Origin of the sequence: Saccharothrix ecbatanensis, assembly GCF_014205015.1 — a bacterium.
Taxonomy (GTDB): domain Bacteria; phylum Actinomycetota; class Actinomycetes; order Mycobacteriales; family Pseudonocardiaceae; genus Actinosynnema; species Actinosynnema ecbatanense.
The window spans coordinates 7135812-7151491 of the sequence record NZ_JACHMO010000001.1 but is presented as its reverse complement, the minus strand read 5'-3'; the positions used below and the strand labels follow the sequence as shown (position 1 = coordinate 7151491).

The window sequence follows — 15680 nt, the reverse complement described above, 5'->3', positions numbered from 1 at the left end:
GCTAGAACCAGGACCCGACGGTGCTGTCCCACGCGTTGCCGGCGCCCTCCCACGCGTCCCGACCGAACTCGGTCACGTCACCGACGGCGCCGACGACCACGTCACCGGCGTCGTTGAGGATCTCGGTGCCGGTGTCGACCAGACCGTTGCCCGCGTCGGACCAGCGGCCGTTCACCAGGTCCGCGCCGGCGTTGTAGAGCCCGGTTCCGGCGTCGACCACCAGGTCCGCCGCACCCACGGCCGTGCCGCTGACGAGGTCGATCGCCGGGCCGACGACCGGGATGTCCGAGCCGGGCAGCGACGGGCCGAGCGGGTTTTCGTCCCACTCCTGCCGGGTCACCGACCCGCCGTCGCCGGTCGCGATCCTGGCGAGGTTCTGCACCGACTCCGAACCTTCCGCGTAGTACTGCGAGTGCGCGCCCAGCAGGGAAGTCCCGTCGGTGGTGCCGAAGGTCGTGGCGCCGAACCGGTCGTCGTACGGGCCGGTCGAGGAGCCGTCCTCGGTGAACCAGTCCGAACTCGTGCCCTGCACGACCGGGTCGTGCTCGGTGGCGCCGACGTAGACGTGACCGGGGCCGGCAGAGAGCTGGTCGACGTTCGAAGCACCCACACCCGGCGAGCCGACGAACGCGATGTCGTCCGCCGCCAAGCCGTTCATGCCCGCATAGCCCACGGTCGTGGAGCCGTAGGAGTGGCCGATCACGGTCACGTGCGGGTCGTTGCCCGCGGCCTCGGCGGCGGCGCGGTAGCCGTTGACGTCGGCGACCAGGTTCGCCCCGCCCTCACGGGCCTGGGCCGGGTTGTCCACCTCGCCGACGGCCCAGCCGGGCGCGTCGTAGCCGAGCCACTGGATCGTGGCGTTGCCGTCGGCGCCCATCTGCTCGCGCAGGTTCGCCGCCTGGCTCAGGCCGAAGCTGCCCAGGTCGGAACCGGTGCCGGGAACGCAGACCGCGAGGTTGTCCGCCGTGTCCGGGTTGCCGTACGCGATCGCCATGCCGCCGTCACCGCGCGGGCCGTACGGGTCGTAGGCGAGCACACGGACGTCGCTCGCTTGCCAACCCTTTTCCCCGGCGATGTCCTGCGCGTTCGCAAGGCTGCCCTGGGCCTTCTCGGCGTTCTCGGCCTTGGTGGCGGCTTCCTGCCGCTGCTCGCTGAGCGACGCGTACTGCGAGTCGTTCATGAGCGCGGTCATGTCGTCGGAGTTGTTCGGGTCGAGACCCAACTCCCGCGCCCGCTCGGCCATCTGCCCGTCGAGCTGGTCGCGCTGCTCGCCGAACCGCTGGATGTCATCGTCGATGCGCAAGCGGTTGGCCTGGTCCAGGACCTCGGACGGGAGGCCGCGGAGTTGGCCGAGTTCCTGGAAGTTGGTGCGGAGCAGCTCGGCCTGCTGCTCCGGCGTCAACGACTTCCACCACGCGGCGACCTGCTTCGGGTCGGTCCCCGGCGCGGGCACGGTGGCGTTGGTGCGGGTGGCGGCTACGGCGGTGCTCCAGCCGGTGTCCTTGCCCGCAGTCTCCTCGAACCCCGGCCGGACGGTGGTCAGCGCGCTCGCGTACTGCCGCAGCACGCCCTCGTAGCTCGACTTGACGGTGTTCAGCTGCTGGTTGACGCGGTTGGCCAGGTCACGGGTCTGCGCCTCGTCCAACGCGGGCGACCGGCCGCGCCAGAAGTCGATCAGCTGGTCCGCGCTGCCGCGCATCTGCGTGTACGCGCGGGAGGCGGCCTGGACGATGTCCGCACCCGCGCCGAGCCGTTCACCGGCCACGGTCGCGGACTTCACGGACAGCTCGGCACGGGCGCCGAAACCGGTCGCCGTGTCGCCCTGCCAGCTGGACGTCGCGGTGGCGCCGCCGCCGGCCACGGACTCGCCCGCGCGGCTGACGGCGCTCATCGCGCCGGTGATGGGGTCGGCGGCGGCGGCGACACGGCCGGCGTCGCCAGCGGCCAGTTGGCCGTACAGCACCTCGGGGTCGGTGTAGCTCACGCCGTGCCCCCTTCGATGCCGCGGAACGAGCTGGTCGAGTCGTCGTCCGCGCGCTGGTAGGTGTCGGCGTTCTCGGTGAGGCCGTCACCGGCGTCGTGGTACCAGGCGCTGCCGCGGCGCAGGTCGTCCGACTGCTCACCGGACCACTTGGCCAGCGCGTCGACGAACTCCGCCGCCGCCGGCACCTGCCCCAGCGCGTCGGCGTCCAGCCTGAGCATCGAGATCAGCTCAGCACCGTCCCCGGCCGCGTCCGCGCCGTCGTGGAACTGCTTCGACGCCGCGCGCAGCGTCTCTGGTTGCACACCGAACACGATTTCCCACCCTCCGTGCCGCTAGCCGCTTCGAGTGCGACGCGCGTTCATCATCTTCGGTTCCCACGCCCCACTGGCCAAAAGGCCCAAAAAACTCCCCCGTTGGAGATCACTCGAAGGTGACCTTGCCGGCGTCGAACGCCAGTTCGACCATAGACACATGACAACGATGGTCCCCACGCCGGAAATCGTGGCTCTCCACGCCCTCCGCCGAGCCACTGCCAGAGTCCTCGACTTCCTCATCGCCATGCTGACCCCGACGACGTGCCGGGCACGCCACCGCGCGCCGTCGCCGCTGAAAGTCCGCTTGCGGCAATGGAAATCCGCCGTCGTGGGCCTCCCGGTCCGACCACCGCCAGCCGAGCGCACCCGGTACCCGGCCTACTCGGCCCAACCCGCGACACCCGCGTTCGACGTCCCGCGCACCGACACCTGGAACTCCTTCCACCCGCCACCCCGAACGGCCCAGCGCACCGCCTTCGCCGAACCTTCGGTCGACCACCCGCCACCCCGAACGGCCCAGCGCACCGCCTTCGCCGAACCTTCGGTCGACCACCCGCCACCCCGAACGGCCCAGCGCACCGCCTTCGCCGAACCTTCGGTCGACCACCCGTCACCCCGAACGGCCCAGGGCACCGCCTTCGCCGACCCTTCGGTCGACCACCCGCTGCCCGTCGGCGACACGGCCGTCGAATGGCCGCCCGAGGACTTCGTCCCGTCGCCGGGGGTCCGGAACGCGATGCGGATCGCCGGCTCCCTCGCGGACTGCGACGAACCCACTGCCGTGCACGCGGCGGTCGGGGGCACCGAAGCGTGGGAGTTCACCCCGGGTGAGCTCACGCGGTGGTTCGACGACATCGAAGCGCGCCTCATGGCGCCCGGCGGCATCTCCGGTCGACGTCCGTGGTGACCGGGCGGGAGCCGAGCGGGCGAATCTCGGGCTTCGTGCGTCGCGGGGCCGGCCGGTGCGGCACGATGACCGCACCGATCGACGCGACGCGGGAGGCTGGACGTGCCAGGAGGTTGGACCACCCAGCGGTGGACCGGGGTCTTCACCGAGCAGGCCGCGATGTTCCGGGCGGCGGTCGGCAAGGCCGATCCCACCGCCAAGGTGCCGAGCTGCCCCGGCTGGACGTTCACCGAGCTGACCCTGCACGTCGGGAGGTTCCTGGAGACGTCGCTCGAGTACCTCCGCACCGGCAGCACCGTGCAGCTGCGCCTGCCCCGCCCACCGGCCGACGCGGCGCCGCTGGAGTACCTGGACGCCCAGCTGGCGAAGGCCGCCGAACTGCTGCCCGCCGTCCCCGGCAACCGCACCGCCTGGACGTTCTCCCCCGCCGCGCCGGACCTGGCGTGGGTCTGGCACCGCCGCATCGCGCACGAGCTCGACCTGCGCCGCTGGGACGCCCAGGCGGCCCTGCGCGAGCTGGTGTCGGGCGACGCGGACTTCGCGGTGGACGGCATCGACGAGTCGCTGACCACCCTGCTCGCCGCCAAGCACTCGACCGACGTGCCGCCGACCGCGAAGGGCACCGCCCTCATCCAGCTCACCGACGTGCCCGAGGCGTGGATGGTGACGTTCGCGCCCGGCGTGGTGCCGGAGGTGCGGTCGTCGTGGCCGGGCGAGGAGGCGGACCTCCGGATCTCGGGCGAGGCCCAGCTCGTCCACTACGGCCTGTGGGGTCGCCTGCCGCTCAAGCACACCGGTGACGACCAGGTCAGGTATGCCCTCAAGCTGGACTGAAGGCCCGGCTGAAGGTGCGTTTGGTCACGTCGCGGGGGTGCTGATGGGGGTAGTACCACCCCCATCAGCCGTACACTCGATGGTGCAGCCCCGACCCTCGTCGCTAGGGAGCACCCCGGTGGTCACCGACCATTCCGAAACCGGCCGCACTGACCCCGAAACCCAGGAAGAACGTGAACCCCGCGAAGAATGCGGTGTGTTCGGCGTCTGGGCACCCGGCGAAGACGTCTCCAAGCTCACCTACTTCGGCCTCTACGCCCTCCAGCACCGCGGCCAGGAAGCCGCCGGCATGTCGGTCGGCGACGGCAGCCAGGTGGTGGTCTTCAAGGACCTCGGCCTGGTCAGCCAGGTGTTCGACGAGCAGGTGCTCCAGTCGCTGCGCGGTCACGTCGCGGTCGGGCACTGCCGCTACTCGACCACCGGTTCCACCACGTGGGAGAACGCGCAGCCGACGTTCCGCACCACGGCCACCGGTTCCGGCCTGTCCCTCGGCCACAACGGCAACCTGGTGAACACCGCCGAGCTGATGGCCCGCGCCCGCGAGGTGGGCGTCGACACCAGCCACGGCGCGACCACCGACTCCGACCTGATCTGCGGGCTGCTCGCCGCGCAGGCCGCCGACATCGGCATCGAGCAGGCGGCCTTGCAGCTGCTGCCGACGCTGCGCGGCGCGTTCTGCCTCACGTTCTCCGACGAATCGACCCTCTACGCGGCCCGTGACCCGCAGGGTGTGCGCCCGCTGGTGCTGGGCCGGCTTGAGCGCGGCTGGGTCGTCGCGAGCGAGACGGCGGCGCTGGACATCGTCGGCGCGTCGTTCGTCCGCGAGGTCGAGCCGGGCGAGCTGATCGCGATCGACGAGAACGGCCTCCGGTCCAGCCGGTTCGCCACCCCCGAGCCCAAGGGCTGCATCTTCGAGTACGTCTACCTGGCCCGCCCGGACACCACGATCGCCGGCCGTTCGGTGCACGCCACCCGCGTGGAGATCGGCCGCCGCCTCGCGGTGGAGCACCCGGTCGAGGCCGACCTGGTCATCCCGGTGCCCGAGTCCGGCACGCCCGCCGCGATCGGGTACGCCCAGGCCAGCGGCATCCCGTACGGCTCGGGCCTGGTCAAGAACGCGTACGTGGGCCGCACGTTCATCCAGCCGTCGCAGACCATCCGCCAGCTGGGCATCCGGCTGAAGCTGAACCCGCTGCGCGACGTCATCCGCGGCAAGCGCCTGGTGGTGGTGGACGACTCGATCGTCCGCGGCAACACGCAGCGCGCGCTGGTCCGGATGCTGCGCGAGTCCGGCGCGCTCGAAGTGCACGTGCGGATCGCGTCGCCGCCGGTCAAGTGGCCGTGCTTCTACGGCATCGACTTCGCCTCCCGGGCCGAGCTCATCGCGAACGGCCTGGACACCGACGGCATCCGCCGCTCGGTGGGCGCGGACTCGTTGGGCTACGTGTCGCTGGAGGAGCTGATCGCGGCCAGTGAGCAGCCCAAGACGCGGCTCTGCTGCGCGTGCTTCGACGGCGACTACCCGATCGCGCTGCCCGACGACGCGCTCATCGGCAAGCACCTGCTCGAAGGAATCCGGGGCGTCGCGGGCTCGGCCACCCCTGTTCTGACGAACGGGTACGGTGCCGAAGACGCTCTGCGACGGCCCTGAGAGCGGCAACGGCCCTGAGCGCCGGTAAGCCGGGTGCGCGCACGTACCCGCGCCCGTAAGAACACAGATGCCCTGAAAGTGTGGAGCACAGAGACGTGACGGACAGCGCGAAGGCGACCTACGCCGCAGCTGGGGTAAGCATCGAAGCCGGCGACGAGGCGGTGGAGAAGCTCAAGCCGTGGGCGGCGAAGGCGCAGCGTCCCGAAGTGCTCGGCGGCATCGGCGGCTTCGCGGGGCTGTTCCAGCTCAAGCTGGACCGCTGGAAGGAGCCGGTGCTCGCGGCCTCCACGGACGGTGTGGGCACCAAGATCGCGGTCGCGCAGGCGATGGACAAGCACGACACGGTCGGCATCGACCTGGTCGCGATGGTCGTGGACGACCTCGTGGTGTGCGGCGCGGAGCCGCTGTTCATGCAGGACTACATCGCGATCGGCCAGGTCGTGCCGGACAAGATCGCGGCGCTGGTCAAGGGCATCTCCGAGGGCTGCGTGCTGGCGGGGTGCGCGCTGCTGGGCGGCGAGACGGCCGAGCACCCCGGCCTGATGGGCGCGAACGACTACGACATCTCCGGCACGGGTGTCGGCGTGGTCGAGGCGTCCGCGATGCTCGGCCCGGACCGGGTGCGCGCGGGTGACGTGGTGATCGCCATGGGCTCGTCCGGCCTGCACTCGAACGGGTACTCCTTGGCGCGGCACGTGCTGCTGGAGATCGCCCGGATGCCGCTGGAGGGTCACGTCGAGGAGTTCGGCCGCACCCTCGGCGAGGAGATGCTGGAGCCGACCCGGATCTACGCCAAGGACTGCCTGGCGCTGGCCGCCGAGGCCGAGGTGCGCACGTTCGCGCACGTCACGGGTGGTGGCCTGGCCGCCAACCTGGCCCGCGTGCTGCCGCAGGGCCTGCGCGCCGAGCTGAACCGGGGCACTTGGACGCCCGCCCCGGTGTTCGCCCTGATCGCCCAGCGCGGCCGGGTGGAGCGCGAGGAGATGGAGAAGACGTTCAACATGGGCGTCGGCATGGTCGCCGTGGTCGCGCCCGAGGACGTCGACCGCTCCCTGGCCGTGCTCACCGCCCGCCACGTGCCCGCGTGGGTGCTGGGTGACGTGGTCCGCTCGGACGAGCCGGGCGCCGCCCTGACCGGCGACCACCCCCGCTTCTAGTCCCGCTCCGGGACGAGACGAGACGGGACGAGACGGCCTCGGTGATCCAATCGGATCACCGAGGCCGTCCCATTTCATGCCGCGGCGTCGAGGCGGTCGCGCTGGTCGGCGGTCAACTCCAGCGACATCGCCGCGACCGCCTCGTCCAGCTGCGCGACCGTGCTGACGCCGACGATCGGTGTCACGGCCGGGTGCCCTCCGGTCAGCCACGCCAACACCACCCGGTTGCGGTTCGTGCCGGTCTCGGCGGCGACCTCGTCCAGCACGGCGAGCCTGCGTGCGGTGCCGGGGTGGTCGTACTCCGCCGGCAGCGGCTTGTCGGCGCGGGTGTACCGGCCGGTCAGCAGGGGCGTGTACGCCCACAGCGCCATGTCCGCGTTGTGCTCCAGGTAGTGGAGGACCTCGTCGGTGACCGCGCCGAACCGGTGCCCCACGCTCGGTCGGGTGCCGGGGCGCGGTTGCAGGTACGTGTGGTGCTGCTGCACGACGGTGAAGCCGGCGCCGCCATTGGCCCGCGCGATCTGCCGTGCCCGTTCGACCTGCCACACGGGGTAGTTGGAGCAGCCGAGGCGGCCGACCGTGCCCGCGGACACCAGCTCGGCGAAGGCGGCGACCGTCTCCTCCAGCGGTGTGACGCGGTCGGGCTTGTGCGCCCAGTACAGGTCGACGTGGTCCGTGCCGAGTCGGCGCAGGCTGCCCTCGATGCCGTTCTTGATCACCACGGCGGAGAGCCCTTCGGCCGTTTCCGGGAACTTCCCGGCCACGGTCGGCTCGCAGCCCACCTTGGTGCTGATCTTGACGTGGTCGCGGACGCCGGGGCGGGCGGCCAGCCAGTGCCCGAGCACGGTCTCGCTCTGCCCGCCGAAGCCGGTCGGGTCCTCCCAGAACGAGTAGCAGTTCGCGGTGTCGATCCAGACGCCGCCGGCGTCCACGAAGCGGTCCAGGAGCTCGAACGATCGGCGCTCGTCCTGAACCGTGCCGAAGAGCATGGCGCCCAGAGCCAGGTTGTCCATCATGTCCGTCACGGTAGGTCGATTCGGATCGGCATTACGCTCCAATCCCATGGCTGTTCCCCAGACCAATTTCGCGTGGGCGACGCTGCTGGACGTCGGTCCACCGGAGCGCGGCGGACGTCGCCTGCACGATCGCCTGGCCCACGCGCTGCGCACCGCGATCCGGGAGGGTCGGCTGGTGGAAGGCGCCGCCGTGCCGCCGAGCCGGGCGCTCGCCGAGGAGTTCGGCTGCTCGCGGTGGGTCGTGACGGAGGCGTACGGGCAGCTCATCGCGGAGGGCTATCTCGCCGCACGGGTGGGTTCCGCCACGCGGGTCTCGTGGTCGCCGGACACCGTGCCGCCGCCTCCTCCTCGGACGCCGCGCGCACCCGAGCCCGCACCGATCCGGTACGACCTCGCTCCCGGCCTGCCTGACCTGCGGGCGTTCCCCCGCCGCCGCTGGGCGGACGCCGTCCGGGCGGTCACCGGCTCGGCCGTCCACTACGACCTGGGCCTGCCCGATCCCGCCGGGCACGCGGTGCTGCGGACGACCGTGGCGCAGTACCTGCGGCGCTCGCGCGGTGCGGACGCGGACGCTGCGTCGGTGTCGGTGTGCGCGGGCGTCACGGACGGTCTGGTGCGCACGTGTCGAGCGCTGGTCGCCCGGGGGATCGCGGACCTGGCCGTTGAGCACCCGGGCTGGGGGCGGCTGCGGGACGCCGCGACGAGCACCGGCCTGCGCGTGCACCCCGTGCCCGTCGACCAGGACGGCCTCCGCGTGGACGACCTCGCGCGCACGCCCGCCAGGGCCGTCGTCGTCGGCGCGGCACACCAGTTCCCCACCGGCACGGTGTTGTCCCCGGACCGTCGGGCACGGCTGGTGCGCTGGGCGCGTGAGGTGGACGGCTTCGTCATCGAGGACGACTACGACGCCGAGTTCCGCTACGACCACCACCCGGTGGCCGTCATGCAGGGGATGGACCCGAGCCGGGTATTCCTCCTCGGCTCGGTCAGCAAGACGCTCTCGCCGGCCCTAGGCCTGGGCTGGCTCGTCGCCCCCGCCGTGACGACAACGGCCCTCCGCGCCGCGAACCCGGTGGCCGCCGCGCCTCCCGTGCTGGACCAGCTCGCACTCGCCACCTTCATCGACCGCGGGTGGTACGACGCCCATCTGCGTGCGGCGCGACGACGGTTCCGCTCCCGCCGTGACCTGCTGGTCCGCACCCTCGCCGAACGGGTGCCGGAGGGCCGGGTGTCCGGCACCGCCGCCGGGCTGCACATCCTGCTGCACCTGCCGGACGACGTGGACACCCGTGCGGCGGTCAAGGCCGCGAGCACCGCCGGTCTGCGCCTGTCCGACCTCGACGACTACCGCGTGGAGCGGTCGGCGGAACGCGCGCTCGTCCTCGGGTACGGCAACATCAGCGACATCGAGATCCCCGCCGCCGTCGCGCTCCTGCGGGAAGCACTGCGTTCTGCGGTTGGGACGTCGCGGCAACCTCCGGCGGTCGCTGATCCGTACTAAGCGGCGACCGAGGAGGGGCCGAGTGGATCGCGATCGTGAGTTCGACGAGTACGTCGACGCCCGCGCGCTGGTGATGCGGAGAACCGCGTACCTGCTGTGCGGCGACTGGCACCGCGCCGAAGACCTGGTGCAGACGGCGCTGACCAAGCTGTACGTCGCCTGGCCCAGGGTCAGGCGGGACGGATCGGTGGACGCCTACGCCCGGAAAGTGCTGGTCCGTGCGTCCATCGACGACTCACGGCGCGCGTTCCGGCGTCGGGAGACGGTGGTCGACGCGGTCCCGGACACGGCGGTCGCCGGCGCCGGGTCCGATCTCGACGTGCGCGGCGCCCTGGCGTCGTTGCCGGTAGGGCAGCGCACGGTGGTGGTGCTCCGCTACTGGGAGGACCTGAGCGTCACGGAAACCGCACGCCTCATCGGTCGCACCGAAGGCACCGTGAAGAGCCAGGCGGCCAAGGGGTTGGCCGCACTGCGCGAACTTCTCGGTCACGACGTTCTGGAGGAGCAGCGATGACCGACATCAAGGAAACCCTGGCCACGGCGTTCACCGACGAACCGCCGCTGACCATCGACAAGTACGCCATCCACCGGGCGGGCAGGCGCAAGGTGACCACCCGTTACGCGTCCATCGGCTCGGCGGTGCTCGTCACGGCGGTCGTCGTGTCCGTGCCGGCGATGGTGAACCTCGGCAGTGGAGGCGGCGGCGGTCCGGACGTGGGACAGGCGAGCATGACCGAGTCCCAGACCCTGGTCCAGCGGACCACGGACCCACTCGGAACCGCCGCCCCTCTCGGGACCGCCACCCCTCTCGGTCCGGGCATGTCGGAAGAGCGTGCGGCCGAGCTGACCAGGATCCTGCGCACCTCGGGCGCGCTTCCCGCCATGGAGACGCACAGCCCGGAAGGCTCCGTCCCCTGGGAGTTCGAGGCGTGGGGGGAGTTCTACAACAGCCACGCGGAGGTGTTCGACGAGCGAGGTAGCGCCATCGTGTCGTTGCAGCTGGTCCCGCGGCCCTACAAGGGCTGCGACAAGTCCGAGTACCGGACGCCGCCCAAGTCGTGCGAAGAGCGGACCACGCACGACGGCCGCGACTACAAGGTAGAACTCTCCCCGGACACTCCCGGGAACATGATCCGGGTCACCGTGAAGCTCCCGGACGGGAAGATGCTCGACGTCCAGGCTCAAGGGATCGAGGACCGCAGCAACGGCCCCTACGACACCACGCCCATGCCGGGCGGTGGGCCGCAGCCGCTGACGGTGCCCGAGGTGGTAAAGCTGGCGACCGTTCCGGGTCTGGTCTTCTAACCTGTACGGGTGGCTGAGGACTTGACCGTGACGCGGACGCTGGTGATACCGGCGGCCGAGTTGAGCGAACGGTTCTCCAGGTCCTCCGGCCCCGGCGGCCAGGGCGTGAACACGGCGGACAGCCGGGTCGAGCTGAGCTTCGACCTGGCTGCCTCGCCGTCCGTGCCCGAGTGGCTGCGCGTCCGGATGTTGTCCAGGCTGGAGAAGCGCCTGGTGGACGGCGTGCTCACGATCACCGCGAGCGAGCACCGGGCCCAGCTCCAGAACCGTCAAGCGGCCCGTGAGCGGATGACCAACACCCTGCGTGACGCGGCTGCCGCTCCACCGCCGGTCCGGCGCAAGACCAAGCCCACCAAGGGCTCGCAGGAACGCCGCATCGCGGAGAAGAAGCGCCGCGCCCAGACGAAGCACGGTCGTCGCGGCGGCGGCTGGGATTAAGGTCCCAGGGCGTGACCGAGCCTGAGTTCCTCACCACGACGCGCACCGCCTACGACACCGTCGCCCACAGCTACGCCGACGTGCTGCGGGACAACCTCGCCGAGAGCCCGGCGGACCGCGCGGTGCTCGGGTTGTTCGCGGAACTGGTGCGCGGCCCGGTGGTGGACATCGGCTGCGGCCCGGGGCGGATCTCCGGTCACCTCAAGCGGCTCGGCGTGGACGTGTCCGGTCTCGACCTCTCGCCCGAGATGGTCGCCGTCTCCCGCCGCGATCACCCCGACCTGCGGTTCGAGGTCGGTTCGATGCTCGACCTCGACCTGCCGGACGCCTCACTCGGCGGCGCGCTGGCCTGGTACTCGGTGATCCACGTCCCGTGGGACCTGCACCCGGCGGTGTTCGCCGAGTTCCACCGCGTCCTCGCGCCCGGCGGCCTGCTGCTGATGGCGTTCCAGGTCGGCGACGACGTCCGCCGGCTGGAGCAGGGCTACGGGCACGACATCTCGCTGGACGCCTACCGCCTGAACCCGGACCGGGTGCTCGCCCAGCTCACCGAGGCCGGGTTCGAACCGCACACGCGGCTGGAGCGTCAGCCGACCGGGCCGGAGAAGACGCCGCAGGGTTACCTGATCGTGCGCAAACCCGGCTGATCGTCCGCAAACCCGGCTGATCGTCCGCAAACCCGGCTGATCGTGCGCGAACCGGGTCAGCCCAGCCAGACGTAGAGCCGTTCGGGCCGCCCGGTCCCGCCGTACTTCAGCCGCACCTCCGCCTTGCCGGTGCTCACGAAGTGCTCCAGGTACCGCCGCGCGGACACCCTGGCCAGCTCGGTGGCGTCCGCGCACTCGCTCGCCGTTACGGGACGTTCCCGCAGCACGCGCTCCACCAGCGCGGCCGTCTGCGCGGTCAACCCCTTCGGCAGCACGGGCGTACTGCGCGGACGTGCCCCGAACACCTGGTCCACGTCCGCCTGACCGGCCGACGCCAGCTGGTCCAGCCGCCGGCGCAACGCCGCGAAGTGCGCCAACTGGTCCCGCAGCGCCGCGTACTCGAACGGCTTGATCAGGTAGTGCAGCACCCCGCCGCGCATGGCGCTGCGCACCGTCTCCACGTCCGTCGCCGCCGTGATCACGATGACATCCACGTCGTCACGCAACCCGCGCAACTCCCGCAGCACGGTCAACCCGTCCATGTCCGGCAGGTAGACGTCGAGCAGCACCAGATCCGGCCGCAGCTCCCGCACCAGCCGCACCGCTTCCGCGCCGTTGTGCGCCACGCCGACCACCTCGAACCCGGGCGTCCGCGCCACGTATCCACTGTGGACCTTCGCCACCATGAAGTCGTCGTCTACCACCAGAACCCTGATCACACCGGCACCTCCACGGGCAGCCTGGCGGTGAACACCGCGCCGTTCTCGTTGCGCACCCGCACGCTTCCGCCGCGCCGCAGGCAGGTCTGCCGGATCAGCGCCAGACCGAGCCCGCGCTGACCCTGTTCGGCGGCCTTGGTGGTGAACCCGTGCCGGAACACCTCCTCGGCCAGTCCGGCCGCGACACCAGGCCCGGAATCCCGCACCACGACCACGACCTCGTCCGGCGAGGACCGCACCGACACCTCGATCCAGCCGCCTTCCGACAGCGCGTCCAACGCGTTGTCCACCAGGTTCCCGAGCACCGTGACGAGGTCCGTGGACAACTCCTCGTCCACCGCGCCCAACGAGCTGTCCGGCGCCATCCGCAGCCCGATGCCGCGTTCGGCGGCCAGGCTGGACTTCGCGATCAGCAGCGCCGCCACCGCCGGGTCGGCGACCTTCGAGCCGACCTCGGCCCGCCACGCGCCCTGCGCCGTGTTGATGCGGCTGATGAACCCGCGCACCTCGTCGTACTCGCCCAGCTCCACCAGTCCGGCGATGGTGTGCAGGCGGTTGCTGAACTCGTGCGCCTGCGCCCGCAGGGTGTCGGTGGCGTGCCGGTTCGCGTCCAGCTCGTCCCGCAACGTCGTCAACTCGGTCCGGTCCCGCAGGGTGACCACCGCGCCGTGCACGTCGAGCGGCATGTAGTTCAGGGTCAGCACCCGGCCGCCGGTCAGCGCGAGCTGGTCCACGCCGGTCGCCCGCCCGGTGAGCACGTCACGCAGCCGTTCGTCCAGGTCCAGCTCCGACAGCGACCGCCCCACGGCGTCCGGCGGCAACGCCAGCAGGTCGCGCGCGTGGTCGTTGACCAGCGTGATCCGGTGCTGCGGATCCAGTGCCACGACGCCCTCCTTGATGCCGTGCAGCAGCGCTTCCCGGTACTCGACCAGCGCGGTGATCTCGTGCGGTTCCAGGCCGAGGGTCTGGTTCTTCACCCGCCGCGCGAGCAGCAGCGACCCGGCGACGCCGATGACCAGCGCCACGCCGAGCAGCCGCAGCGCGTTGTCCGGCGAGTCCAGCACACCCTCCCAGAACCCCGGCGCCTGCTGCCCGGCCGCGACCAGCCCGATCACCGTGCCGTCGTCACCGATCACCGGCACGTGCGCCACGGTCGCGCCGTCCAGCTCCCCGACCCACGACCGGCCCTGCAACGCGGTGCTGTCGCCGACGTCCAGCGTGCCGCCGACCTGGCTCGGATCGGGCGAGGTCAGCACCTTGCGGCCGGGATCGGTGATGATCACGTAACTGGCGCCGGACAGGCTGCGCGCGCTCTCCGCGAACGGCGCCAGCGCGTAGTGCCGCAGCGGGTCGGCCAACGACACCCGCACGCCCGCCGTCGCGCCCACGTCCTCGGCCACGGACAGCATCCGGCGTCCCTCGGTAGTGCGGAAGTTGTTCCCCGCCTGGACGACGGACAGCACACCCACCGCGCACAACAGCGCCACGACCACTACCAGTTGCCACACGAGCAGCTGACGGGCCAGGGATCCGCGACGCCCCATGACGAAGACCTCCTGGCGGATCGGCGCCGTCCGTGACCACAAAGAACAAAAGAACCCTTAGGCGCGCAAGCGGGACTTCTCTGTTTACACGAGAGCAACATGTCGAACCACGCGGAAGAGAGGCAGGGATCACAGTGCGGATCACGAACTGGCTCGCGGTCGTCGGCGCGTTGGCGGTCGTCGTCCTCGTGCCGCCGCTGCTGACGTCCGGCACGGGCGACACGGCGTCGTTGCGGAGCCTGCGCGTGCTGGTGCCGAACTCGCCGGGCGGCGGCTACGACGTCACGGCGCGCACGGCGGCGAAGGTGATGGAGGACGCCGACCTGATCCGCAACACGGAGGTGTTCAACCTGCCCGGCGCGGGCGGCACGGTCGGGCTCGGCCGGATCGTCAGCGAGCGCGGCAACGGCAAGCTGGTGATGTCGATGGGCCTGGGCGTGGTCGGCAGCGTCTACACGAACAAGGCACCGTCGTCGCTGCTCGACACCACGCCGATCGCGAAGCTCATCGAGGAGCCGGACATCGTCGTGGTCGGCAAGGACTCGCCGTACCGGACGTTGGCCGAGCTGGTCGACGCGTGGAAGGCGAACCCGGGCGCGGTGCAGGTCGGCGGCGGTTCGTCGCCGGGCGGGCCGGATCACCTGGCGCCGATGCTGATGGCGAAGGCGGTCGGCCTGGACCCTCGGACGGTCAACTACATCCCGTTCGACGGCGGTGGCGAGCTGCTGGCGTCGGTGCTGGGCGGGAAGGTCGCGTTCGGCGTGTCCGGCGTCGGCGAGTACCGGGACCAGATCGAGGCCGGGCAGATCCGGGTGCTGGCGGTGACCAGCGGTTCACGGCTGTCCGGTGTGGACGCGCCGACGCTGCGCGAGTCGGGCGTGGACGTCGAGTTCAACAACTGGCGCGGCGTGGTCGCGCCGCCGGGGATCAGCGACACCGACCGGGCCCGGCTGGTCGACCTGTTCACCGATCTGCACGGCACCTCGCAGTGGCGGGAGGCGTTGGCCCGCAACGGCTGGACGGACGCGTTCGCGCCGGGGGACGAGTTCGGCGCGTTCCTGCGTGCGGAGAACGACCGGGTGGCGACCGTGCTCAAGGACCTGGGGCTGGCATGAGTGGAGGGTTGGACGTGCACAAGGTCGTGAACGAGCCGCCGAGCAGAACCCTGAGCCGGGCATGGCTCCGGGAGCGGTCGGAGCTGGGCGTGTCGGCGGTGCTGGTCGGGTTGGGCGTGCTGGTCCTGGTCGACGCGATCCGGATCCACACCGACTTCGCGCAGCGCGGGCCGGTCGGCCCGAAGGCGGTGCCGATGGTGGTCGGCGTCGGGTTGATCGTGGTCGCCGCGCTGCTCGCACGTGACGTGCTGCGCGGTGGACGCGGTGAGGCGGAGGGCGGCGAGGACGTCGACCTCACCGCGCCCGCGGACTGGCGGACCGTGCTGCTGCTGTGCGGCGCGTTCCTGGCCAACGCGGCGCTGATCGGCGTGGTCGGCTTCCCGATCTCCGGGGCGATCCTGTTCTGGGGCGCGGCGTACGCGCTGGGCAGCCGGAACTTCGTCCGCGACCCGTTGATCGCCGCGGGGCTGTCGGTGCTCACGTTCGTCCTGTTCAACAACCTCCTGGGCGTGCCGCTGCCCGGCGGGCCTCTGGTGGGGATGTTCTGA

16 protein-coding genes are annotated in these 15680 nt (G+C 71.4%); 11 read left to right on the top strand and 5 right to left on the bottom strand.

The window, feature by feature from the left end; translation table 11 throughout:
* Position 1: 1 nt before the first annotated feature.
* Positions 2-1984 carry an alpha/beta hydrolase gene (locus F4560_RS30960; protein WP_184926126.1) on the bottom strand — a complete coding sequence of 661 codons (1983 nt, stop codon included), beginning with the start codon at positions 1982-1984 and terminating at the stop codon, positions 2-4.
* Complete coding sequence (locus F4560_RS30955) at positions 1981-2295, bottom strand: DUF2563 family protein (RefSeq protein WP_184926124.1); 315 nt, start codon at positions 2293-2295, stop codon at positions 1981-1983. Before F4560_RS30955 ends, F4560_RS30960 begins: the two co-directional genes overlap by 4 nt.
* Positions 2296-2455: 160 nt before the next feature.
* Between F4560_RS30955 and F4560_RS30950 the strand changes: the two genes are divergently transcribed.
* The 4 genes from F4560_RS30950 to purM all read left to right on the top strand — a co-directional run bounded on the left by F4560_RS30950 (position 2456) and on the right by purM (position 6847).
* Positions 2456-3205, top strand: a complete 750-nt coding sequence (locus F4560_RS30950) for a hypothetical protein (protein ID WP_184926122.1) — start codon at positions 2456-2458, stop codon at positions 3203-3205.
* Positions 3206-3307: 102 nt separating this feature from the next.
* Positions 3308-4039 carry a maleylpyruvate isomerase N-terminal domain-containing protein gene (locus F4560_RS30945; protein ID WP_184926120.1) on the top strand — a complete coding sequence of 244 codons (732 nt, stop codon included), beginning with the start codon at positions 3308-3310 and terminating at the stop codon, positions 4037-4039.
* Between the two features lie 118 nt (positions 4040-4157).
* Positions 4158-5690 (top strand): amidophosphoribosyltransferase, encoded by a 1533-nt coding sequence (purF, locus tag F4560_RS30940; protein WP_184926119.1) that lies wholly within the window; start codon positions 4158-4160, stop codon positions 5688-5690.
* A 95-nt stretch (positions 5691-5785) separates the two neighbouring features.
* On the top strand, positions 5786-6847 hold the full coding sequence (gene purM, locus F4560_RS30935; RefSeq protein ID WP_184926118.1) for a phosphoribosylformylglycinamidine cyclo-ligase: 1062 nt from the start codon (positions 5786-5788) through the stop codon (positions 6845-6847).
* Between the two features lie 74 nt (positions 6848-6921).
* Here the strand turns inward: purM and F4560_RS30930 are convergent, their stop codons facing one another.
* Positions 6922-7863, bottom strand: coding sequence for an aldo/keto reductase (locus tag F4560_RS30930; protein ID WP_184926117.1), 942 nt, complete (start codon positions 7861-7863; stop codon positions 6922-6924).
* Positions 7864-7909: 46 nt separating this feature from the next.
* On the opposite strand from F4560_RS30930, the gene pdxR reads away from it, so the two are divergent.
* From pdxR to F4560_RS30905, 5 genes are read left to right on the top strand one after another with little or no spacing between them, the layout of a single operon-like run.
* Positions 7910-9364: a MocR-like pyridoxine biosynthesis transcription factor PdxR gene (gene pdxR, locus F4560_RS30925; protein WP_184926116.1), complete on the top strand. Its 1455-nt coding sequence runs from the start codon at positions 7910-7912 to the stop codon at positions 9362-9364.
* Between the two features lie 22 nt (positions 9365-9386).
* Positions 9387-9878: a SigE family RNA polymerase sigma factor gene (locus tag F4560_RS30920; RefSeq protein WP_184926115.1), complete on the top strand. Its 492-nt coding sequence runs from the start codon at positions 9387-9389 to the stop codon at positions 9876-9878.
* Positions 9875-10669, top strand: a complete 795-nt coding sequence (locus F4560_RS30915; protein ID WP_184926114.1) for a hypothetical protein — start codon at positions 9875-9877, stop codon at positions 10667-10669. The genes F4560_RS30920 and F4560_RS30915 overlap by 4 nt, the downstream gene beginning before the upstream one ends.
* A gap of 9 nt (positions 10670-10678) precedes the next feature.
* A complete protein-coding gene (gene arfB / locus F4560_RS30910) occupies positions 10679-11107 on the top strand; it encodes an alternative ribosome rescue aminoacyl-tRNA hydrolase ArfB (RefSeq protein WP_184926113.1) in 429 nt (142 codons plus the stop codon).
* Positions 11108-11118: 11 nt separating this feature from the next.
* The gene (locus F4560_RS30905; RefSeq protein ID WP_184926112.1) at positions 11119-11754 is read left to right on the top strand and encodes a class I SAM-dependent DNA methyltransferase; all 636 of its coding nucleotides are present in this window, start codon (positions 11119-11121) and stop codon (positions 11752-11754) included.
* A 56-nt stretch (positions 11755-11810) separates the two neighbouring features.
* Here the strand turns inward: F4560_RS30905 and F4560_RS30900 are convergent, their stop codons facing one another.
* Positions 11811-12473, bottom strand: coding sequence for a response regulator (locus tag F4560_RS30900; RefSeq protein ID WP_184926110.1), 663 nt, complete (start codon positions 12471-12473; stop codon positions 11811-11813).
* The gene (locus F4560_RS30895; protein ID WP_184926108.1) at positions 12470-14017 is read right to left on the bottom strand and encodes a sensor histidine kinase; all 1548 of its coding nucleotides are present in this window, start codon (positions 14015-14017) and stop codon (positions 12470-12472) included. Before F4560_RS30895 ends, F4560_RS30900 begins: the two co-directional genes overlap by 4 nt.
* A gap of 134 nt (positions 14018-14151) precedes the next feature.
* On the opposite strand from F4560_RS30895, the gene F4560_RS30890 reads away from it, so the two are divergent.
* On the top strand, positions 14152-15132 hold the full coding sequence (locus tag F4560_RS30890) for a Bug family tripartite tricarboxylate transporter substrate binding protein (protein WP_184926106.1): 981 nt from the start codon (positions 14152-14154) through the stop codon (positions 15130-15132).
* Positions 15129-15680 (top strand): tripartite tricarboxylate transporter TctB family protein, encoded by a 552-nt coding sequence (locus F4560_RS30885; RefSeq protein ID WP_184926104.1) that lies wholly within the window; start codon positions 15129-15131, stop codon positions 15678-15680. The genes F4560_RS30890 and F4560_RS30885 overlap by 4 nt, the downstream gene beginning before the upstream one ends.

Excerpts from the sequence above, each read along its gene's own strand:
- pdxR (WP_184926116.1), top strand. The coding sequence starts at position 7,910 with ATGGCTGTTCCCCAGACCAATTTCGCGTGGGCGACGCTGCTGGACGTC.
- F4560_RS30930 (WP_184926117.1), bottom strand. The coding sequence starts at position 7,863 with ATGATGGACAACCTGGCTCTGGGCGCCATGCTCTTCGGCACGGTTCAG.
- F4560_RS30885 (WP_184926104.1), top strand. The coding sequence starts at position 15,129 with ATGAGTGGAGGGTTGGACGTGCACAAGGTCGTGAACGAGCCGCCGAGC.
- F4560_RS30915 (WP_184926114.1), top strand. The coding sequence starts at position 9,875 with ATGACCGACATCAAGGAAACCCTGGCCACGGCGTTCACCGACGAACCG.
- F4560_RS30895 (WP_184926108.1), bottom strand. The coding sequence starts at position 14,017 with ATGGGGCGTCGCGGATCCCTGGCCCGTCAGCTGCTCGTGTGGCAACTG.
- F4560_RS30950 (WP_184926122.1), top strand. The coding sequence starts at position 2,456 with ATGACAACGATGGTCCCCACGCCGGAAATCGTGGCTCTCCACGCCCTC.